Here is a 21,044-nt window from a genome sequence, read left to right as displayed (position 1 = left end):
ATCTTAAAATATAAAATTATGAATTTACTGATCAAAATTCTTATTACTTCGGGCTTAGTATTGCTTATTGCGAACTTTATGCCGGGAGTTCATGTGGCGGGATTTACTACGGCATTAATTGTAGCCATTGTTCTAGGGTTACTTAATATATTTATCAAACCAATATTGGTAATACTAACTTTGCCGGTTACCATCATTACTTTAGGATTGTTTTTATTAGTCATCAATGCATTAATGATTTTGTTGTGTACAAAAATTGTGGAAGGATTTAGCGTTGACACGTTTTGGACCGCCTTGTTTTTTAGTATTATTTTGTCAGTTTTGCAGTCTATAATGAATGGAATATTAGGCGAAGGAAAATAAAAGGTTGTTTTTAACACGTATTTATGATTGAATTCCGGTTTTACTTGTGTTCAATTTATACCTTTGTACTTTATTTAAACAATACTATGTCTAAAAAGTTTTACATATTGTTATTAGTTATGCTTGGTTTCTTTATGACACCAAGCGTAGCTTTTGCATGTGGAACAAAAGCAGACAAGTCTTGTTGCAAAAAAGAATCTTCTTCAAAAAAGGAGCAGAAAGACTGTTGCAAGAAAGAAAAAAAATCGAATGAAAGTTCGCATGACGGCTGTAATGGCGCTTGTAAGAATGTTTCTTGCGGTAGTTCAGCCTTTCATTTGGGTTTAACTTCGGCGTTTTATACCGAATTAAACAAGCAAGTTTTTTGTTTTTCTACTGAAAAACAAAATTATTATTACTCGGAAATGTTTATTTCTTCCCATTTTCGTTCTATTTGGCTTCCACCTAAAATAAGCTAAATTCTTTATGTGACAGCCTGAAAACTGTCTTTTTCAAAGCAAATTATGCTTTAACAATCATTAAATTTTAGTCGGATACAATTTGAAATGTAGCTAAATATGCTATTTGTTTCAATGTTTTTTGCGACTGATTCACTTCAAAATTATTCATACAATGAACTCAATAAAAAAAATATTGATGGCAATAATCCTATTGCTTTCAGTTACAATTGCAAGCGCGCAAATTAAAAATAGCAAGACAGAAACCGTTAAAATATACGGAAACTGTGACATGTGTAAAAGCAAGATAGAAATTGCCGGAAACCTGAAAAAAGTGGCGAAAGTCGAGTGGAATAAAGACACTAAAATGGCTACACTTAACTATGATTCCACTAAAACGAGCCAAGACGAAATTTTGAAACGTATTGCTTTAGCCGGTTACGACAGCAATAAATTTCTTGCTCCGGATGCTACTTATGATGAATTACATGGATGTTGTCAATATGATAGAGAAGCTAAAGTTGCGGTTTCAACAGAAATGAAAATGGAAACTACTACTACTGAAAATCATGCAAATCACGCCAATCATTCTGATGCTGCAGTTGCAAAACAACAAGTGGATACTAAACTAAAAGTTGTGTTTGATACTTATTTCTTATTGAAAGATGCTTTGGTAAAAACTGACGGAAAAGCTGCTGCTACTATAGCTAAAGAAGTTCTTACAGCATTAAATGCAGTAAAAATGGATGAGCTTGCGATGGATGTTCACATGATTTGGATGAAAGAAATGAAAGGTTTAATGGCTGGTGCCAAGAATATTTCGGAGACTCTAGACATCAAACGTCAAAGAGAAATTTTCATTCCACTTTCAAAATCGATGTATGAATTGATAAAAGTGGCTAAATATGAAACTCCGGTTTATCTTCAGTTTTGCCCAATGGCAAATGACGGTAAAGGTGCAAACTGGTTAAGCAAAGAAAATGCAGTTAGAAATCCCTATTACGGTTCCCAAATGATGACTTGCGGAAAAACAATTGAGACGATTCAATAAGTATTTAAAAGGAATATAAAATGAAAAAAATAGTGCTGCTATTCAGTTTAATAATCAGTATTTCGACTGCTACTGCGCAAATGAAAATTGGACACAGTTTGCCTGATTTTCAACTTAAAAACAATAAAGAGTTAACTATAAACTTGGCTTCGCTAAAAGGGAAAACGGTCTTAATTGATTTTTGGGCTTCTTGGTGCGCGCCATGTAGAATAGCCAATAAAAAGTTGGTTCCTTTTTACAATCAGCATAAAAATGACAAATTCGAAATTGTTGGAATATCGCTTGATACAGATAAAACAAAATGGATGAATGCCATTCAAAAAGACAAATTAGAATATGAGCAATTGAGTGATCCAAAAGGTTTTGATGCTAAAGCAGCACTGCTTTTTGGCGTAGAACAGTTGCCAAGTGCTTATCTTTTTGATGCATCAGGAAAACTGGTTGCTATCAATCCTACAGAAGAGCAAATTTTAATGCAAATAAAAAATTAAAGCAAAATGAAAAATCTAAATCTAAAATTCATAGGTATCGCTTGTTTGTTTTTGATGACAAGTATACAATCCTATTCTCAAATAACAAAAGCAGAAATAATGGCAACAGGTTTAACCTGTTCGATGTGTTCCAATGCGATTAATAAGCAGCTAAAAGCGATGACCGAAGTTGACAGCGTTAGTACGGATTTGAATACCAATACGTTTACCGTTTATTTAAAGAAAAACAACACATTAAGTCCTGAAACTTTAAAACTAAGTGTCGAAAAAGCGGGATTTTTTGTGGGTTCCATGGTGGTAACGATGGCGTTAGAGAATTTTAAAATTGAAGATAATCTAACATTGAAAAAAGGGAATGACACCTTTGTTTTTGTAGATGTTAAGTCAAAGATATTGAATGGCGAAACAAAATTTAAAGTAGTAGACAAGGGTTTTGTTACTCAAAAAGAGTACAAGAAAACACTAAAAATATTTTCAAAATATCCGACTTACCTATTGGAAAATCAGAATAATTTCCACTTGAAAACAAACTAATATGAATCATTTACGTTTTGTAATCTTATTTTTAATGGTTGCTCAAATGCAGGCGCAGGAATTATTCGTGGTTACGGATCCTGCCAGTAATGTGCCTGCAAATTCGCTTAGTGTGAGAGTTTCACAATCCGTTTTTGAACAGCAATTTGAGAATGGATTCAACTACCATTTGATGCCGGAAGTGACCTATGGTTTAAATAAGAATTTGATGATTAGGGCTTCCGCATTTCTGAGTAATAGAAACAATCAATTCGCTGCTGAGGGAGCTGGTTTATATGCCAAATATCGGTTTTTCTCGACAGATGATTTAAACAGTCATTTTCGTTTGGCAGCTTTTGGAAGGTATAGTTTTAACAATTCGGATATTCATCAGGACCAAATTGAAATCATGGGTCAGAATACGGGTTTTGAAACAGGATTAGTCGCTACAAAATTGATAAAGAAAGTAGCAATTAGTTCTTCTTTAAGTTTTGAAAAGGCATTTGATAATCAACCTAATTATCCTTTTCCAAGTGAGTTGGGCAATAATGCCACTAATTATTCCTTGTCTTTTGGCAAACTGATGTATCCCAAAAAATACACGAATTTTAAACAAACGAATATCAACTTTATGATAGAATTTGTTGGGCAGACCATCAATGAAAATGGAAAATCCTACCTTGATGTTGTTCCCGCAATTCAATTTATTTTCAACAGTCAAGCACGTTTGGATTTGGCTTACAGAAGGGAATTAATGAGTTCTATGATGCGTACAGCACCCAACGGAATTTATTTGAATTTAGAATATAATTTTTTTAATATCATAAAGTAAATGGAGAAGGGTTATATTTATAAAAGATAATAATTTGGTTTTAAAGAAAAAGCAATTTGTAATTATAAAAAAAATACGATGAAAAAAATACTATTTATGTCCGTAATAACGGCTTTTATGACGGTTTCTTGTAACCAAAAAAGTAAAGAAGAAACCGCTGTCAGTTCTGAAAAAACAGAAAAATCGGCTGAACTATATGCTTGTCCGATGCATCCCGAAGTTACTGGTACAGCGGGAAGTGAATGCCCAGAATGTGGTATGGAATTAACTGAGAAAGTGGCGCAAACAACCGCTGCTGATAATGAAGCAACTCCTGTTGCTGTTGCTAACGAAGAATCCAGTGCCATTACTGCAACTGGAAATGTGAGCAAAACTGCTTTCCCAACCGATGCAATTGTTTCGAATTACCTCAACATCAAAAATGCGTTAACGAAAGATGATTCAAATGGAGCTGCCGTTGCAGCAAAAAATTTGTTAACGACTTTGAATAGTTCGAGCACAACTTCTGTAGATACCAAATCTAAAAATAAGTACAATGCTTTTGTGGATGATGCCAAAGCACATGTCAAACATATTGGTGATAATTCCGGTAAAATGGAGCACCAAAGAGAATATTTTTCGTTATTGAGCCAAGATATTTTTGGTTTAATTAAAACCTTTGGAACAAAACAAACGGTTTATCAGGATTATTGTCCAATGTACGGAGAAGGAAAAACCGGATACTGGATCAGCGAAACTAAAGATGTGATTAATCCGTATTTTGGTTCGGAGATGCTGAATTGTGGCAGAAGAATTGGAGCTGTTAAATAATCATGAAACTCTACATTAAAAACATGGTGTGTGACCGATGTTTAATGGCAGTGAAGTCTGAGCTAGAAAAACTCGGACTTCATGCCATTTCAATTACGCTTGGAGAAGTCGAATTAGAAACGGAATGTACCGAAACTCAAAAGAGGGATTTGCTCAAAAGCATACGTTCTTTGGGTTTTGATTTAATCGATGATAAAAAAAACATTACCATAGAAAGAATAAAAACAGTGCTAATTGATTTGGTTTACAATAAAAATAATGTGTTAAACAGCAATTTATCGGATTATTTAGCAAATGATTTAGCACAGGATTATAGTGCTTTGAGCAATTTATTTTCGGAGATAGAAGGAATTACAATTGAGCATTATTTTATTGCTCAAAAGATAGAAAGAGTTAAGGAGTTATTGACATATGATGAGTTGACTTTGAGCGAAATCGCCATTCAGCTTCAGTATAGCAATGTGGCACATTTGAGCAATCAGTTCAAAAAAACTACTGGATTTACGCCTACTTATTTTAAGCGATTGAAAGTAAAAACGAGAAAGCAAATCGATGATTTGTAATCACGCAAACCTTTTCCAAAATTGTGTAATAAGGGAATGACGGTATAGTCGGAAATTCGTGGTATCAAAATTTGAGTATTATGAAACATACCTATACAATCACAGGAATGTCTTGCGACGGTTGTCGTTCCAAAGTGGAAAAAACATTAAATGCTATTGATGGAATTCAAGCAACAGTTACTTTGGATCCGCCAAGAGCTACAATAACAATGGATACACATATCCAAACTACTCAATTACAAGAGGCTTTAACTACAGCCGGAAACTACACAATTGCAATGAATAATGGAGGAGATTCTCTTGGAACTACTGAAAAACCAATCGAGAAGTCATGTTGCAGTTCGAATAAAAATCAAGAGAAACCAATCGTAATTTTACCCGCTACTGCGCAAGGTAAATACTATTGTCCTATGCACTGTGAAGGTGAAAAGGTGTATGATAAACCTGGAGACTGTCCCGTTTGCGGAATGGATTTGGTTAAAGAAGTAGCGATAGCAAATAGTAAGACAATGTACACTTGTCCCATGCATCCTGAAGTTATCCAAGAAGGTCCTGGTTCTTGTCCCATTTGCGGAATGGATTTAGTGCCAATGGAACCAACCGACAGCGAAGAAAATAAGGTTTATGATGACTTGGTGCATAAAATGAAAATCGCTGTAATTTTTACGGTTCCTATTTTCATCATTGCCATGTCAGATATGATTCCGAATAATCCATTAATGAAAATTATGGATGCTTCAAAATGGAATTGGGTGCAACTGATTTTGTCACTTCCTGTCGTTTTTTATGCGTGTTGGATGTTTTTTGAGCGTGCTTGGAAATCCATTATTACTTGGAATCTCAATATGTTTACCCTTATCGGAATTGGTTCTGGAGTAGCTTTTCTGTTTAGTTTGGTTGGGTTATTTTTTCCTACTATTTTCCCGGACGAATTTAAAACACATAATGGAGTCGTTCATCTTTATTTTGAAGCGACAACGGTGATATTGACTTTGGTTTTATTAGGTCAATTGTTAGAAGCTAGAGCACACAGTAGAACTAGTGGAGCGATTAAAGAATTATTAAAATTAGCACCAACCGAAGCCACTTTGATTATCGAAGGAGCTGATAAAGTGATTTCAATTCACGACATCAAAAAGGGAGATTTGTTGCGTGTAAAACCGGGAGATAAAATTCCTGTGGATGGAAAAATTACCAATGGAGAAAGTACGATTGATGAATCGATGATTTCAGGAGAACCTATTCCTGTTGATAAAAAAACAGATGATTCCGTTATAGCAGGAACCATAAACGGAAATAAATCCTTTGTGATGATTGCGGAGAAAGTAGGTTCGGAAACTTTGCTTTCACAAATTGTGCAAATGGTAAATGACGCCAGTCGTTCCAGAGCACCAATCCAAAAATTAGCGGATAGAATTGCTAAATATTTTGTACCGATAGTGGTAATTGTTTCTGTAGTTACCTTTTTTGTTTGGGCAAAATTCGGACCGGAACCCGCACTGGTTTACGGATTTATTAATGCGATTGCCGTATTGATTATTGCTTGTCCGTGCGCTTTGGGATTAGCCACACCCATGTCAGTGATGGTTGGCGTTGGGAAAGGAGCACAATCTGGAGTTTTGATAAAAAATGCGGAAGCACTGGAAAATATGAACAAAGTAAATGTTCTGATTACAGATAAAACAGGAACAATCACCGAAGGAAAACCTTCTGTTGAAAAAGTATTCTCCTTAAATAATGACGAAGATTCTTTGTTGCAAAACATCGCTTCCTTGAATCAATACAGCGAACATCCTTTGGCGCAAGCCGTAGTCAATTTTGCGAAAGCGAAAAAAGTTGAATTAATCGAAGTCAAGGATTTTGAAGCGGTTTCTGGAAAAGGAGTTATTGGTACGGTGTCGAATAAAAAAGTGGCGCTAGGAAATAAAAAATTGATGGAGCAAGTTAATGCAACAGTTTCGGCGGAATTAGAAAATCAAATTACAGTCGAACAGAAATTAGGGAAAACAGTTTCTTATATTTCAGTTAACGGAATTGCTATTGGATTTGTATCAATCACTGACGCCATAAAAGCAACAAGTGTCGATGCGATAAAAGAACTGATGCGTCAGGGAGTTGAGGTAATCATGCTAACGGGCGATAACGAAAATACGGCAAAAGCAGTGGCGACACAATTGAATTTAAGTTCGTTTAAAGCGAGTTGTTTGCCTGAAGACAAGCTCAAGGAAATTAAACGGCTACAATCTGAAGGAAAAATTGTAGCGATGGCAGGCGACGGAATCAACGATGCTCCGGCTTTGGCGCAAGCCGATATTGGCATTGCGATGGGAACCGGAACGGATGTGGCTATTGAAAGTGCTAAAATAACGTTAGTGAAAGGCGATTTACAAGGCATTGTCAAAGCGAAAAACTTAAGTCATGCGGTGATGAAAAATATCAAGCAAAATTTATTCTTTGCCTTTTTCTATAATGTGTTGGGAATTCCAATTGCAGCGGGCGTTTTGTATCCGTTTTTTGGCGTTTTGCTTTCGCCAATGATTGCGGCTTTGGCAATGAGTTTCAGCTCCGTTTCTGTAATTGCAAATGCGTTGCGATTGAGGAATTTAAAATTTTAAATAAAAACATGAAAAGTACCATATTATTAATCGTATTCCTGACTCTTATTTCACCTTTTGTGCGAGCGGAAAATAAGAATGATAGAAGTATTTCTAAAAAATTAGAGATTCTTCAGACCCAGCCTACAACTTATACCTGTCCAATGCATCCTGAGATTCATGCCAATAAACCAGGAAAATGCCTCAAATGTGGTATGGATTTGATTAAGGAAAAAGCAAAATCGGTAAAAAAATCTGTTCCAAAAAAGCAAGCGCCAAAAGCAGTTGTAAAAAAAGCAGTGCCTGCAAAAGCAACCGATATTAACACTAAAGCAACAAGTGATGATTTGGATCAAAATCATACAAATGTTCCCGCAGATAACAGTAAACTCAAAGCAGAGCCTGCTAAAAGAATAGTTAAAAATACCCCGCCCAGAACTGTTCGGTATGATTTGTATGTTCGGGATACGATTGTCACTTTTGGTGATACGCCCAAAAGAGCGATTGCCGTAAACGGACAAATTCCGATGCCAACACTTACGTTTACCGAAGGCGATATTGCCGAAATTTATGTGCATAACGAATTAAATGAAGATACTTCGTTGCACTGGCACGGATTGTTTTTGCCAAATAAAGAAGACGGCGTGCCTAATTTGACTCAAATGCCCATCAAGCCGAAAACTACGCATAAATATACGTTTCCAATTATTCAACACGGAACGCACTGGTACCACAGTCATACGGGTTTACAGGAGCAAATTGGGATGTACGGTTCTTTTGTGATGAATAAAAGAAACGAAGACCCAACGTTTAGAGCAGGAATTGATGATTTACCAACCGTTCCAATAATTCTAAGCGAATGGACCGATTTGAAACCGGAAAATGTACATCGGATGTTACACAATGCGACAGACTGGTTTGCGATTCAAAAAGGAACCACGCAAAGCTATTCTGAGGCTATAAAAGCGGGACATTTCAAGACAAAAGTTGCGAACGAATGGAAGCGAATGAACGCTATGGACGTCAGTGATGTATATTATAATAAATTCCTGATCAACGGGAAAAATGAAAGTAAAATAGATGGAGTTTCTTCTCCCCTTTCCTTTGGAGAGGAGTCGGGGGTGAGGAAGTTTAAGGCTGGAGATAAAGTACGTTTGAGAATTTCCAATGGTGGTGCTTCTACTTATTTTTGGTTGAATTATGCCGGAGGAAAAATTACCGTTGTTGCCAGTGACGGAAATGATGTGGAACCTGTTGAAGTCGACCGATTAATTGTTGCTGTTTCTGAAACGTATGATGTTGTTGTGAAGATTCCTGCGGACAAAACAGCGTTTGAATTTTTAGTCACTTCGGAAGATAGAACTAAATCCGCATCATTGTATTTGGGAGATGGAATCAAGCAATTGATTGCGCCTTTGCCTAAATTAAAGTATTTTGAAGGTATGAAAATGATGAACGGGATGATGAAAATGAATGGTGATTTAGATGATATGGGTATGAAAATGTCACTGAATCAAATGGACATGAACGTGGTGATGTATCCAGAGATTACTGGTCCTGCAACAATCAAAGGTGAAGCTCAAAAAGAAGGTGAAATGGATCATTCTTCGCATGACATGGGAAAAATGAAAATGGATGACTCTTCTCCAAAAAAAGAAGGTATGAAAATGACCGAAGCTGATTATAACAGTAATGAACTTTCAGAAATCACGACCTTGAATTATGCGATGCTAAAATCACCAACTAAAACAACGCTTCCAAAAGACGCACCAGTAAAAGAATTGCGTTTTGAATTGTCAGGAAACATGAATCGCTATGTTTGGAGTCTGGACAATAAAGTAGTTTCGGAAACGGATAAAATTCTAATTAAAAAAGGCGAAAATGTCCGAATTGTACTCTTCAACGGTTCCATGATGCGTCACCCGATGCATTTGCACGGACACGATTTTAGAGTATTGAACGGAAAAGAAGAATACGCGCCACTAAAAAATATCATCGATATTATGCCGATGGAAACCGATACGATTGAGTTTAATGCAAATGTTAAAGGGGATTGGTTTTTTCATTGTCACATTCTCTATCACATGATGGCGGGAATGGGCAGGGTTTTTAGTTATGAAAATCAAGAGCCAAATCCTTTGATTCCAAATCCAAAATTAGCGCAACGCAAATTATTCGCTGATGACAGAGCTTTTCATGTGATGGCCGAAAATGATTTTGCCACCAATGGAAACGATGGAATGTTGATGATTCAAAACACACGTTGGAGCATTGGTACCGAATGGCGTTTGGGCTACACCAAACATCACGGTTATGAAACCGAAACGCACATTGGACGATACATCGGGAAAATGCAATGGCTGATGCCGTTCATTGGTTTTGACTGGAGGTATCGAAAAATGGAAATGGGAGAAATGGAAGAGAATCTTTTTGGCCAAACCAATACCAAAGACAATCGTGCCGTTTTCAGTGCCGGAGTCGAATATACGTTGCCAATGCTCATTAAAGCACAAGCCGAAGTGTACACCGACGGGAATTTCAGGTTGCAATTTGAACGCATGGATATTCCGGTTTCCAAAAGATTGCGTATGAATTTAATGTGGAATACGGATAACGAATACATGGCGGGATTGCGGTATATCGTCAAAAGAAATTTTGGAATTACTACGCATTACGACAGTGATATGGGAATGGGTTTTGGATTGAGTTTGAATTATTAAAAAACGGAATACTAACCGTTGGGTGTAGTTAATAAAAGTTTCAAATAATCTTAAATAAAAAAATTGAACCACATAGAAATATAGAAAAAAAAGAGTCGTATAGTCCAATTATTGGGTTCACATAGCTATAGTTTTCTCTAAAAAAGTGAAACGCTTTTCAAAATTGTAAAATCTATGTTTCTATGTGGTTAAAAAATTAAACAAACTGAATTAGACACTACAGGTAGAATACTTTGTTTTTGTAATTTTGAGAAAAATATAGTGCTATGTTACAACTTTCAGAAATCTGGATTTATCCTGTAAAATCATTAGGTGGAATTAAATTGCAAGAAGCTCATGTGACCGATCGAGGCTTGGAGCACGACCGCCGTTGGCTTTTGATTGATGAAAACGGAACGTTTCTATCGCAAAGGGAACATCCGGAATTAGCTCTTTTTCAACCTGCAATTACAGGGGATTTTCTGAAGATTACACATCGGGTGCAATTAGAAACGATACAATTTCCGTTGGAACAATCTTTTTCGGAAGCCGAAACTAAAATTGATGTGACGGTTTGGGAGGATTCCATTCAAGCGTATGAAGTAGATTCGGTTGTTTCAGATTGGTTTTCCCGATTATTGGGTTTTTCGGCTCGTTTAGTTTACATGCCCGAAGAAAGTCACCGAAAAGTGGAGGCTGAATATGCAGTTACCGAGTCTGATATTAATTCTTTTTCGGATGGCTATCCTTTTTTGTTGATTGGTCAATCGTCATTGGATGATTTGAATTCCCGTTTGAAGGAAGCACTGCCGATGAATCGGTTCCGACCTAATTTTGTTTTTACTGGCGGCGAAGCTTATGAAGAAGAATCTTGGAAAGAATTTACAATAGGTGAATTGACTTTTTTTGGAGTGAAACCTTGCGGAAGATGTGTCATGACAACAATAGACCAAGAAAAAGGCAAGACCTCAGGAAAAGATCCTTTGCTGACTTTGGCAAAATATAGGACAGTAGGGAATAGCGTGTTGTTTGGACAAAACTTGATAGGTTCTGGAACTGGTCTTGTTGCTGTTGGTGATACTATTGATGTTTTGAGTTCTATTTAAATTTCGTTTTTGCTTCGAGAATGTGGTGTAATCCCCTGCTAAATTTTCCGATTTATTACTCAAATTTGTTGCTTATTGAAATAGCTAAAAAGTCGGGAAACTACGCAGAGTAACCCATCTTTTAATACTATTCTACTTTAAAAAAAAACTTCAAATCATTAGCGTTGCGCAATGTGTTTCGGAACAATCAAATCAATCTTTTTTATGTTGTTCCGTGTGGTTTTGATTTCCGTGAATCGTATGATCTCCCACATTCATTCCGTTTGACATTCCTATCATAAAGGCGGTAATAATCAACATAATTTTTCTTTTTGCCCAATGAATAGGGCGTTTAGATTGCTCTAAACGTGCTTTGTTGTTGTGTTTATACATTTTGTAAATGATAAATGATTAGACATTTGGTATCATCCTTATGCAGGGAATTGCATAAATGCGTAGAAAGAAATTTCTAGGCTGTGTATAAATTTTTATAGGAATTCCGGGAAGTAATCATCTCATTTATGAAGATGTGTTGCATTGCAAATAAGCTTACTTTTTGATAAAGCAGCGTTTGTAATTTTAGAAGAACCGGAATTTGAAGACTGTAACTATCTTGAAATTGTAGAAAGGCTAACTGAAATAGGTATGTAGTTTTTTCAGCCGAATTTATCGTATTGAAAGCATATAATTTCGAATCCTTGTAGTTCGATTCTCTTCTGAGAATTACGCTAGAGAATTGATAATAATCTGCTGAATGTGACTGAGCATCTAAAGTACCATCATTCACCATCAAGCCAAAAGCCAGAAAGAGAGAAAGGAGATATTTAAAATACTTTGTCATCTATTTCGTTTAATTATTGCTGTGTTGTATAACGTCCCTAGTTTTCGTTAGATTTTTGTGGCTAAAATAATATTTATTTTTGGATTAGGAATATTGTATAGATTCGAGTTATTGGTTGATTTCTTTCGAATCATTATAGTCAATCCAAGATTTCATTTTTCCGATATACATTTTTAGGTAGTTTTCAGTCAGAAATATATTGGACCAATCAAATCGTTGCGATTGTACGCCAAGATAAAAAATCCAAATGGCGGCTCCGGCAGCAGGAATCATTTTTATTTCTTCTTCAGAGAGTGTTCTTATGTTTTGATATCCACTTAAAAAACTTTGAACTTTTAGTTCGTATTCGTCTTTATTGACTTCAATATGGAATAGTTGTTTGCAGAAATAAGCAACATCAAAAATCAACAGGCCGTTACCACAAAAATCAAAATCAAAAATGGTTGCTTCGTTTTGGTCTGTAACGTTCATATTGTCATACCAAATATCCAAATGAACAATTCCTTTTGTGACCTTTTTGAAGTCTATTTCTTCAAAGTTTTTGCTTATTTTTTCACTTTGCTTTTTCACGAATTGCATTTCCGCTATTGACTCAGAAAAATGGCTTTTTGCATATTCATATGGCAATTGAACCAAAGTTTTCGCATCATAATTGATACGCTCAATACTTTTGTTGGCAGTTATTGTATGGATTTTTGCCAAGAGCGAACCAATAGAGAAACAAGTCGCAGCATTCATGAATCGTATTTTTTCTCCTTCGGCAAAGGAGAAAAGTACGGCGTGACGCATTCCTTCCGGTGCGTTTATATCTTGTATGAATTCGCCTTTTTTGTCTGCAATAGGAAAAGAGATACTGATATTGTTTTCTTTTAGGAGAAGCAACAGCTTGATTTCTTCCTCGATTTGGGATTTAGAACGCCAGTTGTAAAAGTAAACCCGCAATACATATTTTGTTTCGTTGTCCGTAATAAAATAGGTGTGATTTATCCCTGTTCGAAACAATTGACACGTACAGTTTTTGTTCAGATTGTATTGTTTTGAAATAAATTGCCCTAATGCTGTGGCTGAAATTGTTGAGGTTGTAACGGGGAATTGTGTCATTTTTATTTAATTGAATACGCAGATTACAAATCTACATTATCCTTTAGATTTGCAAAGTACAATCAATAATAAATGTTCTAAAGTTTGGATTGGTAATGGAATTTGTTGTTTATAAGATGATTTTTTAAAAAGCGCAAATTTATTAGTATTTACGAGGAATTTATTCTTTAAAAGGACACTTTACGTTCACAAACGGCAACTTATCATTAGGTTTTAGATTTGTTCTTTGAAAAATCAGCTTGTTGAAAAAACAATCGTATTATTCGTAGGTACTAGCTATGAATTGATTACAATTTACGAATGCAATAGTGACTATTTTTATTGGAAGGATTTTGGGTTTGGCTTTGTACATCTCAAAAATAGTGCTATTTTTGCACCCGAAACAATGAAAATGGCCCGTTCGTCTATCGGTTAGGACGCATGGTTTTCATCCATGTAAGAGCGGTTCGATTCCGCTACGGGCTACAACTCATAAACAATTATCTTAAAAAGCCTCGAAAATTACTTTTCGAGGCTTTTTTTATTGGTTTTGGCTGTTGTTTTATTATTTGCTCATTATTGTGGGCACAAAGTCAGAGACGTTTGCGCGGCATCAATGACAAATTTATTTTTTGAATGAACAGTTTGCGGAGCTGGGGTGTAGTTAATTATTTAATTTAAATAGATTTTCTAAAAAAATTATCTTTTCATCTTCGCTCCAAGTATTAGTATAAACAAGAAGATTTAAAAAATTACTTTTAGACGAGCCGAATAGAAATACATTATCGAGTTTCTTGTCGTTATACTTCCAAATTATATATTCTAATTCAGGATTTTCTTTAATCTTTTCTGTTTTGAATTTATTCTCTTTATAATAGTCAGAATCCCAAGTATAAAACAATTTTACGTTTTCAAAATCTGAAGCATTACTTTTAAAAAAAGAATATTTATTTTTAGGATTTTGAGCGATTGCTATAATTACTCCTTCTTTATTTTTTAGATAAGTTTGACCAGAATCATCCATTTTATTTAATTGCACCCAATTCCCAGGAATTTTTACTTCTCCAGAATTTGTTTTTACTTTAGAGTTATCTATAATATCTTGGCAAAAAATATAATTCGGCAAGAAAATAAGCATAATAAACATCAAGTTTAATCTTTTCATATTTTAGGTTTTATAATTACACACAACGCCCTCGCAGCTTTGCTGGGTTTTGGGATTAAATTCAGTTTTATCTTTCGGATTATCACTTTTTATTCAAGTACAAGACCAACTTAAAATTAAGCCTAAAACCCAAATCCGGCAAAACCGTTGTTATCTGCAGACTTTATTTTTGTTTAGTTGCCCTTTTAAGATGAGTTTTAAAGAGAGGATCTTTCCGTAATCCACTATTATGTCCCCAACTATTTATTCTAAGAACAACATTTTCAGTTAGAACATCATCTTTTTCTTGAATTTGATAAGCATAGCCATAATATGATTTCATTTCACATCTGTCCAATAAATGGTCATTAATTACGGAAATCATTTTTCTAGCATCTTTGGCTTTTATTTTCTCAGGAGTTGATATGCGACCTTTAGTGTCAATTCCACGATTTAATCTCTCTAACCCAACATATGTAGCGGTTTGTTTCAGTTTGTCTATATCTCCATTTCTTAAAGAATCAACAAATGATTCTTTATATTGCATAGACCATCCCCAACCGACAAATGCTTGATGCTTTTTTGTATGTACATACAATAATTTTAGCCACGATTGCTCAAATTCTACATCTGGGAATCCAGTATTTGTAACAGAACTATCGTAATAATGTTCTATCCAATAAGATTTACTTATTTCTTCTAATGCAAGAATCGATAACTGAAGCGCAGAAGGATATGATTTACTCCTGTAAAGCAAAATTGAATCAAAATGCAACCTCAAGCCATTTTTTAAAGACTCAGTGGCCAACTTTTTGAATTTGTATTTGGTAATTGGCTTTGTCATTTTTTTGAGGATAATGTTGCAGATAACTTGTTTACATGTGTTATAATTATCGCACAATATTCAATTTCAAATATATAATAATTATCTTATAAATTATCAAAACAACATTATATTATTGAATACTCCAAGCCGCGTGAAGGATGGCAGTGAAAATCCTTTTATGAAGCGAAGCGCAATAGAAGATTACTTCACAATATTTTTAATTTTTAGCGGAGTTCAGTGAACTTCGTTTGTAACGAACAGCTGGCCCAAAGTTGCCAGGAGGAACGACGAAGCAATCTGCAGGGACACGCCCAAATTATTTTCCTTTTTCGGCCTATGATTTTGTCAAATAACTGCCTAAAATTCAATCCCGAAGGTTCAGTATTAAAAAGCTTGTTTGGGTTGCAAAAATTTTATAATTTTGCAACCCAATTTTATTATGTAAATTAAAGAAGAAGATGGATATCAAAAGAGTAGCAATAGACGCTGTGAATGAAACAATTGTAATGACTGTTGTTCACATGGATTACAAAGGACAAGTTGCAAAAAGAATAAACGAAAAAATGCCTTTGGCAACTGTTAAGGGATTTAGAAAAGGAGCGGTGCCTAAAGATCTTGTTGAAAAACAATACGGTAAAGGGATTAAACAAGAAGAAGTTCAGAAAGTTGTTGATTTAGCTCTAGAGCGTTTCGTACAATCTGAAAGATTAAACCTTCTTGGAACGCCACTTCCTAAAGTAAACGAAGATTTTTCTTGGGATGCTGAAGAATTGGTTTTTGAATATGAAATTGGATTGGTTCCAAACTTCACTTTAGACTTAGATGCTAAAAACGACATCGTGAAATATGTGGTTACTGCTGACGATAAATTAATCGATGGTCAAGTGGAAAGAATCCAAAAACAATTTGGAACTGCAATTCCTCAAGAGGTTGTTGCTGCAGATTCAGATGTGACAGGAACATTCACTAACGAAGAAAAAGGAATTAATAGCGCTACCACTATTGCTGCTGATCTTTTCAAAGACAAAGCGACTTTTGACTTGTTTATAGGTAAAAAAGTAGGGGATGTAGTGACTGTAAATACTAAAGGTTTATTTGAAGACGACCACCAATTGATGGACGTGATGAAAGTAAGTCATGATGACGTTCACGGTTTAGATGTTGATGTTGCTTTCACAATCGAAGCTATCAACACTGCTGAATTAGCAGAATTAAACCAAGAATTGTTTGATAAATTGTTTGGAGCTGGAACTGTTTCTTCACTTGAAGAATTGAAAGCAAAAATCAAAGAAGATGCTGAAACTCAATTTGCACAGCAAGCAGACCAAAAATTATTAGGTGATGTTACTGAGTTCTTAATCGAAAGCACAAAATTTGATTTACCAGCTGAATTCCTTAAAAAATGGTTGCAAACTGTAGGTGAGAAAAAATTATCTCCTGAGGAAGCTGAAGTTGAATATGCACGTTCTGAAAAAGGATTGCGTTTTCAATTGATCGAAGGTAGAGCAATGGCTCAATCTGATATCAAAATCACTTTTGAAGACTTGAAAACATTCACTACAAAAAATATCCGTCAACAAATGGCGCAATTCGGGCAAACAAATCCTACTGACGAAGAAGTTCAAGGAATTGTAGCTAGAGTTTTGTCTAACCAAGACGAAGTGAAAAGACTTTCTGACCAAGTTGTTGCTGAGAAATTATTGGAATTGTTTAAAGAAAAAGCAAATCCTACTACTAAAGAAGTGACTTACGAAGAATTTATTGCTGCTTCTTACGGAGAATAAATAGGAGTTTGTACGGTCGTAAAGTTCAAAGTCAATAGCCCTAAGAGCGAGAGATTATTAAAATTTTATGATTTGATTACAGATACGAAACAATAAAAAATAGTTATATTTGAGCGTCAGAAAAAATATTTTTTGGCGCTCTTTTGTTTGAATTAATTTCAGGAGCTAATCCAGCTGTACGTTTCAAGTTTTTTCTTCCGTTTCTGTTTTTTAAATTCCTGCAAGAGCTTCTTCTAGTCGCTTTGCAAGAATAAAAAAACTAAAAAACGGAATTCAAAAAGCTTTTTACTCCCATCTGGGCTAAAAAATAAGACATATTGACATCATTTATAAAGAGGTATGACCTTTGCATTAAATGGAATCACAAGATATAACGTAAAACTTAGAACAAAAAAATATGAACTACGGTAAAGAATTTAAAAAATTTGCTACAAAGGACCACGGCGTAAACTCCATGTATTACGATAAAATCGTAGGCGCAATGACTCCTAAAAACATGACTCCATATATCATTGAAGAACGTCAGTTGAATATTTCACAATTAGACGTTTTCTCCAGATTGATGATGGACAGAATTATATTCCTTGGAACAGGAATTGATGACCAAATCGCAAACATCGTTCAAGCACAGTTATTGTTCCTTGAAAGCGCCGATGCTTCTAAGGATATTCAAATTTATTTGAACTCTCCAGGAGGAAGCGTTTACGCAGGATTAGGGATTTATGACACGATGCAATACATCAAACCAGATGTAGCAACAATTTGTACCGGAATGGCAGCTTCTATGGGAGCGGTACTGTTATGTGCAGGAGCTGCAGGAAAACGTTCAGCATTGCCACACTCAAGAGTAATGATTCACCAACCATCAGGCGGAGCGCAAGGAGTTGCTACTGATATGGAAATAAACTTACGTGAAATGTTGAAACTGAAAGATGAATTATACAAAATTATCTCTCACCACTCCGGACAAACTTTTGATAAAGTTCATACTGATAGTGAACGTGATTATTGGATGATTGCTGAAGAAGCAAAAGCATACGGAATGATTGATGAGGTTTTAATAAGAGGATAAAAATAGTTACAAGTTTAAGGTTTAAGGTTTAAGGTTGCTGCGGGAACTTTAAACTTTAAACTTTTTAAACTTTAAACAAAAAAAGAATGGCAAAAGTAGTATTAGAATGTTCGTTTTGTGGAAGAAAGAAGCCAGAAACCCAATTGTTGATTGCTGGAATCAATGCACATATTTGTGATAAATGTATCGAACAGGCACACGGAATTGTTTTAGAAGAATTAAAATCCAGCGGAAGTTCAAAACTGGTTGGAGATTTGATTTTGAAGAAACCAAAAGAAATCAGAGCGTTCTTGGATCAATATGTAATTGGACAGGACCAAACTAAAAAAGTAATGTCGGTTGCGGTTTACAATCACTACAAACGTTTGATGCAACAGCAATTAGACGATGAGGTTGAGATTGAAAAAAGTAACATCATCATGGTGGGACAAACAGGAACAGGAAAAACATTAGTAGCTAAAACCATTGCAAAAATGTTGGATGTGCCTTTAGCTATTGTTGATGCGACTGTTCTTACTGAAGCAGGTTATGTTGGGGAAGATGTCGAAAGTATTTTGACGCGTCTTTTGCAAGCTGCTGATTATGATGTTGCCAAAGCAGAACGCGGAATTGTATTCATTGACGAAATAGATAAAATTGCTCGTAAAAGCGACAATCCGTCTATTACGCGTGACGTTTCTGGTGAAGGAGTGCAACAAGCATTATTGAAATTACTGGAAGGAACGGTTGTGAATGTGCCACCAAAAGGAGGACGCAAGCACCCGGACCAAAAATTTGTTGAGGTAAATACTCAGAATATTTTGTTTATTGCCGGTGGTGCTTTTGATGGAATCGAAAGAATTATTTCGAAACGATTGAACCGTCAGGCTGTTGGTTATTCTACTTCAAAAAATGTGGACAACATTGACAAAGACAATTTGTTGCAATACATTATCCCAAAAGATATCAAAGATTTTGGATTGATTCCGGAGATAATTGGTCGTTTGCCAGTTTTGACACACATGGATCCTTTAGACAGAGAAACCTTGCGTGCAATTTTGACACAACCTAAAAATGCGTTAATCAAACAATACGAGAAATTGTTTTTGATGGATGAAGTAACTTTTACCATCACAGATGGAGCCTTAGATTTTATTGTGGATAAAGCATTAGAATACAAATTAGGTGCTCGTGGATTGCGTTCTTTATGTGAAGCTATCTTAACCGATGCGATGTATGAATTACCAAGTTCTGAAGACAAAATCTTAGAAATTGACGTGGAATACGCCAAAGAAACGTTGAATAAAAATTTATTGAAACGTTTGGAGATAGCATCGTAAAAAATGCATTTTTCTTAAAAATATAAACCTGTTCATTCATTTGGGCAGGTTTTTTTATGGGGAAATTACACTATTTGTTATTGTTTGAAAAAAGGAGCAATATTTTTTTTTATCAACGTCAGATTGTCGATTTTTGTCTATTCTAAATCATATAAACATAGCATGCAAACAGACGAAATAGAAGTAATTTTACTAAAAGTTTCAGGTCAGGACAAACCCGGAGTTACTGCTGGTTTAACATCCATTTTGGCGACTTACGATGCCATTATTCTGGATATTGGTCAAGCAGATATCCATGATACGCTTTCTCTAGGTATTTTATTTGAAATAAAAGCGGGTTCCTCTTCAGGGCCTGTTCTAAAAGATTTATTGTTTAAAGCCTATGAATTGGGCGTGAAAGTGAAGTTTATACCAATTTCTATTCCCGATTACGAAATATGGGTCAAAGGGCAACGCAAACAACGCTATACCATCAATGTTCTAGGCGAAACCCTGACAGCAGTTCAATTGGCGGCGGTCACTAAAATATTGTCTAACCAAAATTTAAATATTGACGCAATCAAAAGATTAACCGGCAGGGTTTCTATTTTGGAGAAAGAGGAGTTTCCGCGTTCTTGCATACAATTATCAGTTACGGGCACGATTGTAGATAAAACGTTTATGACGGCCAGTTTTATGGAAATTTCCAGAACATTGGATGTGGATATTTCGTTTCAGGAAGACAATATGTATCGAAGAAACAGACGTTTGGTGTGTTTTGATATGGATTCGACCTTGATACAGACGGAAGTGATTGATGAACTGGCTGAGTTGGCGGGTGTGGGTGAGCAAGTAAAAGCAATTACAGAAGCAGCGATGAACGGCGAAATTGATTTTAGCGAAAGCTTCAAGCAACGTATGGCTTTGCTAGAAGGTTTGAGCGAGGACGTACTGCAAAATGTTGCTGAAAATCTTCCAATAACCAAAGGAGCGCATCGCTTAATGAAGGCCTTGAAATATTACGGCTATAAAACAGCTATTTTGTCCGGAGGATTTACCTTTTTTGGAAAATACCTGCAAAAAGAATTAGGGATTGACTACGTTCACGCTAACGAATTGGAAATCAAAGACGGAAAATTGACGGGTAACTATCTTGGTGAAATTGTTGATGGTAAAAAGAAAGCGGAATATCTTCAAGCCATTGCCGATAAAGAAGGCATTCACATCAATCAAACTATTGCAGTGGGTGATGGCGCCAATGATTTGCCGATGTTGAATTTAGCAGGTTTAGGAATTGCTTTTCATGCCAAACCTACAGTAAAAGAAAAAGCAGAAAGTTCTATTTCCAGCTTAGGACTCGACGGTGTTTTATACCTGTTAGGATACCACGACAGGCATATTGATATGATGGAGGAGGAATAAATTATATAATTAAAAAAAATAAAAAGGGCTGTGCCAAAATTAGACTGCCCCCAAAAGTTTAGACAAATTTATAATTAATTTTGATAATAATGAGCTCGATATTGTATCGGGCTCATTCCTTTTAAATTCAGTTTTATTC

20 protein-coding genes and 1 tRNA gene are annotated in these 21,044 nt (G+C 35.4%); 16 read left to right on the top strand and 5 right to left on the bottom strand.

Translation table 11 applies throughout. The features are described 5' to 3' along the window. The first annotated feature begins 18 nt into the window (after positions 1-18). The 11 genes from DR980_RS04020 to DR980_RS03970 all read left to right on the top strand — a co-directional run bounded on the left by DR980_RS04020 (position 19) and on the right by DR980_RS03970 (position 11,459). Positions 19-363 (top strand): phage holin family protein, encoded by a 345-nt coding sequence (locus DR980_RS04020; protein ID WP_113633983.1) that lies wholly within the window; start codon positions 19-21, stop codon positions 361-363. An 86-nt stretch (positions 364-449) separates the two neighbouring features. Beyond that, complete coding sequence (locus DR980_RS04015) at positions 450-821, top strand: hypothetical protein (RefSeq protein WP_113633982.1); 372 nt, start codon at positions 450-452, stop codon at positions 819-821. A gap of 154 nt (positions 822-975) precedes the next feature. Beyond that, the gene (locus DR980_RS04010) at positions 976-1,851 is read left to right on the top strand and encodes a DUF3347 domain-containing protein (RefSeq protein ID WP_113633981.1); all 876 of its coding nucleotides are present in this window, start codon (positions 976-978) and stop codon (positions 1,849-1,851) included. A gap of 20 nt (positions 1,852-1,871) precedes the next feature. Next, on the top strand, positions 1,872-2,342 hold the full coding sequence (locus tag DR980_RS04005) for a TlpA family protein disulfide reductase (protein WP_113633980.1): 471 nt from the start codon (positions 1,872-1,874) through the stop codon (positions 2,340-2,342). A gap of 6 nt (positions 2,343-2,348) precedes the next feature. Then, positions 2,349-2,876 carry a heavy-metal-associated domain-containing protein gene (locus DR980_RS04000; RefSeq protein WP_113633979.1) on the top strand — a complete coding sequence of 176 codons (528 nt, stop codon included), beginning with the start codon at positions 2,349-2,351 and terminating at the stop codon, positions 2,874-2,876. A gap of 1 nt (position 2,877) precedes the next feature. After that, a complete protein-coding gene (locus DR980_RS03995; protein ID WP_113633978.1) occupies positions 2,878-3,687 on the top strand; it encodes a hypothetical protein in 810 nt (269 codons plus the stop codon). Positions 3,688-3,765: 78 nt separating this feature from the next. Next, entirely contained in the window at positions 3,766-4,497 is a 732-nt protein-coding gene (locus DR980_RS03990; RefSeq protein WP_113633977.1) for a DUF3347 domain-containing protein, read from the top strand. A 2-nt stretch (positions 4,498-4,499) separates the two neighbouring features. Continuing rightward, positions 4,500-5,060 (top strand): helix-turn-helix domain-containing protein, encoded by a 561-nt coding sequence (locus tag DR980_RS03985; protein ID WP_113633976.1) that lies wholly within the window; start codon positions 4,500-4,502, stop codon positions 5,058-5,060. Positions 5,061-5,140: 80 nt separating this feature from the next. Continuing rightward, positions 5,141-7,675, top strand: coding sequence for a heavy metal translocating P-type ATPase (locus DR980_RS03980; RefSeq protein ID WP_113633975.1), 2,535 nt, complete (start codon positions 5,141-5,143; stop codon positions 7,673-7,675). An 8-nt stretch (positions 7,676-7,683) separates the two neighbouring features. Continuing rightward, positions 7,684-10,374: a multicopper oxidase domain-containing protein gene (locus DR980_RS03975; RefSeq protein ID WP_113633974.1), complete on the top strand. Its 2,691-nt coding sequence runs from the start codon at positions 7,684-7,686 to the stop codon at positions 10,372-10,374. 266 nt (positions 10,375-10,640) lie between these two features. After that, complete coding sequence (locus tag DR980_RS03970; protein ID WP_113633973.1) at positions 10,641-11,459, top strand: MOSC domain-containing protein; 819 nt, start codon at positions 10,641-10,643, stop codon at positions 11,457-11,459. Positions 11,460-11,651: 192 nt separating this feature from the next. Here the strand turns inward: DR980_RS03970 and DR980_RS03965 are convergent, their stop codons facing one another. From DR980_RS03965 to DR980_RS03955, 3 genes are all read right to left on the bottom strand, one after another. Beyond that, positions 11,652-11,831 (bottom strand): hypothetical protein, encoded by a 180-nt coding sequence (locus tag DR980_RS03965; RefSeq protein ID WP_113633972.1) that lies wholly within the window; start codon positions 11,829-11,831, stop codon positions 11,652-11,654. A gap of 76 nt (positions 11,832-11,907) precedes the next feature. Beyond that, the gene (locus tag DR980_RS03960; protein ID WP_146779213.1) at positions 11,908-12,279 is read right to left on the bottom strand and encodes a hypothetical protein; all 372 of its coding nucleotides are present in this window, start codon (positions 12,277-12,279) and stop codon (positions 11,908-11,910) included. 108 nt (positions 12,280-12,387) lie between these two features. Next, a complete protein-coding gene (locus DR980_RS03955) occupies positions 12,388-13,380 on the bottom strand; it encodes a phosphotransferase (protein ID WP_113633970.1) in 993 nt (330 codons plus the stop codon). A 393-nt stretch (positions 13,381-13,773) separates the two neighbouring features. Here DR980_RS03955 and DR980_RS03945 point away from each other — a divergent pair. Further along, a tRNA-Glu gene (locus DR980_RS03945) sits at positions 13,774-13,845 on the top strand. A gap of 178 nt (positions 13,846-14,023) precedes the next feature. Here the strand turns inward: DR980_RS03945 and DR980_RS03940 are convergent. Together DR980_RS03940 and DR980_RS03935 are read right to left on the bottom strand one after the other, a co-directional pair. Further along, positions 14,024-14,524: a hypothetical protein gene (locus DR980_RS03940; protein WP_113633968.1), complete on the bottom strand. Its 501-nt coding sequence runs from the start codon at positions 14,522-14,524 to the stop codon at positions 14,024-14,026. 163 nt (positions 14,525-14,687) lie between these two features. Then, on the bottom strand, positions 14,688-15,347 hold the full coding sequence (locus tag DR980_RS03935) for an AbiV family abortive infection protein (RefSeq protein WP_113633967.1): 660 nt from the start codon (positions 15,345-15,347) through the stop codon (positions 14,688-14,690). 440 nt (positions 15,348-15,787) lie between these two features. On the opposite strand from DR980_RS03935, the gene DR980_RS03930 reads away from it, so the two are divergent. From DR980_RS03930 to serB, 4 genes are all read left to right on the top strand, one after another. Beyond that, positions 15,788-17,113 carry a trigger factor gene (locus DR980_RS03930; protein ID WP_113633966.1) on the top strand — a complete coding sequence of 442 codons (1,326 nt, stop codon included), beginning with the start codon at positions 15,788-15,790 and terminating at the stop codon, positions 17,111-17,113. Between the two features lie 397 nt (positions 17,114-17,510). Next, positions 17,511-18,185 (top strand): ATP-dependent Clp endopeptidase proteolytic subunit ClpP, encoded by a 675-nt coding sequence (clpP, locus tag DR980_RS03925; protein WP_073351820.1) that lies wholly within the window; start codon positions 17,511-17,513, stop codon positions 18,183-18,185. Between the two features lie 86 nt (positions 18,186-18,271). Then, on the top strand, positions 18,272-19,504 hold the full coding sequence (gene clpX, locus DR980_RS03920; protein ID WP_113633965.1) for an ATP-dependent Clp protease ATP-binding subunit ClpX: 1,233 nt from the start codon (positions 18,272-18,274) through the stop codon (positions 19,502-19,504). Between the two features lie 162 nt (positions 19,505-19,666). Continuing rightward, a complete protein-coding gene (serB, locus tag DR980_RS03915; RefSeq protein ID WP_113633964.1) occupies positions 19,667-20,905 on the top strand; it encodes a phosphoserine phosphatase SerB in 1,239 nt (412 codons plus the stop codon). The last annotated feature ends 139 nt before the right edge of the window (positions 20,906-21,044 follow it).

The organism is Flavobacterium psychrolimnae, assembly GCF_003312425.1.
GTDB lineage: Bacteria > Bacteroidota > Bacteroidia > Flavobacteriales > Flavobacteriaceae > Flavobacterium > Flavobacterium psychrolimnae.
This window is presented reverse-complemented; position numbering and strand designations above follow the sequence as displayed.

Excerpts from the sequence above, each read along its gene's own strand:
- DR980_RS04020 (WP_113633983.1), top strand. The coding sequence starts at position 19 with ATGAATTTACTGATCAAAATTCTTATTACTTCGGGCTTAGTATTGCTT.
- DR980_RS04015 (WP_113633982.1), top strand. The coding sequence starts at position 450 with ATGTCTAAAAAGTTTTACATATTGTTATTAGTTATGCTTGGTTTCTTT.
- DR980_RS04010 (WP_113633981.1), top strand. The coding sequence starts at position 976 with ATGAACTCAATAAAAAAAATATTGATGGCAATAATCCTATTGCTTTCA.
- DR980_RS04005 (WP_113633980.1), top strand. The coding sequence starts at position 1,872 with ATGAAAAAAATAGTGCTGCTATTCAGTTTAATAATCAGTATTTCGACT.
- DR980_RS04000 (WP_113633979.1), top strand. The coding sequence starts at position 2,349 with ATGAAAAATCTAAATCTAAAATTCATAGGTATCGCTTGTTTGTTTTTG.
- DR980_RS03995 (WP_113633978.1), top strand. The coding sequence starts at position 2,878 with ATGAATCATTTACGTTTTGTAATCTTATTTTTAATGGTTGCTCAAATG.
- DR980_RS03990 (WP_113633977.1), top strand. The coding sequence starts at position 3,766 with ATGAAAAAAATACTATTTATGTCCGTAATAACGGCTTTTATGACGGTT.
- DR980_RS03985 (WP_113633976.1), top strand. The coding sequence starts at position 4,500 with ATGAAACTCTACATTAAAAACATGGTGTGTGACCGATGTTTAATGGCA.
- DR980_RS03980 (WP_113633975.1), top strand. The coding sequence starts at position 5,141 with ATGAAACATACCTATACAATCACAGGAATGTCTTGCGACGGTTGTCGT.
- DR980_RS03975 (WP_113633974.1), top strand. The coding sequence starts at position 7,684 with ATGAAAAGTACCATATTATTAATCGTATTCCTGACTCTTATTTCACCT.
- DR980_RS03970 (WP_113633973.1), top strand. The coding sequence starts at position 10,641 with ATGTTACAACTTTCAGAAATCTGGATTTATCCTGTAAAATCATTAGGT.
- DR980_RS03965 (WP_113633972.1), bottom strand. The coding sequence starts at position 11,831 with ATGTATAAACACAACAACAAAGCACGTTTAGAGCAATCTAAACGCCCT.
- DR980_RS03960 (WP_146779213.1), bottom strand. The coding sequence starts at position 12,279 with ATGACAAAGTATTTTAAATATCTCCTTTCTCTCTTTCTGGCTTTTGGC.
- DR980_RS03955 (WP_113633970.1), bottom strand. The coding sequence starts at position 13,380 with ATGACACAATTCCCCGTTACAACCTCAACAATTTCAGCCACAGCATTA.
- DR980_RS03940 (WP_113633968.1), bottom strand. The coding sequence starts at position 14,524 with ATGAAAAGATTAAACTTGATGTTTATTATGCTTATTTTCTTGCCGAAT.
- DR980_RS03935 (WP_113633967.1), bottom strand. The coding sequence starts at position 15,347 with ATGACAAAGCCAATTACCAAATACAAATTCAAAAAGTTGGCCACTGAG.
- DR980_RS03930 (WP_113633966.1), top strand. The coding sequence starts at position 15,788 with ATGGATATCAAAAGAGTAGCAATAGACGCTGTGAATGAAACAATTGTA.
- clpP (WP_073351820.1), top strand. The coding sequence starts at position 17,511 with ATGAACTACGGTAAAGAATTTAAAAAATTTGCTACAAAGGACCACGGC.
- clpX (WP_113633965.1), top strand. The coding sequence starts at position 18,272 with ATGGCAAAAGTAGTATTAGAATGTTCGTTTTGTGGAAGAAAGAAGCCA.
- serB (WP_113633964.1), top strand. The coding sequence starts at position 19,667 with ATGCAAACAGACGAAATAGAAGTAATTTTACTAAAAGTTTCAGGTCAG.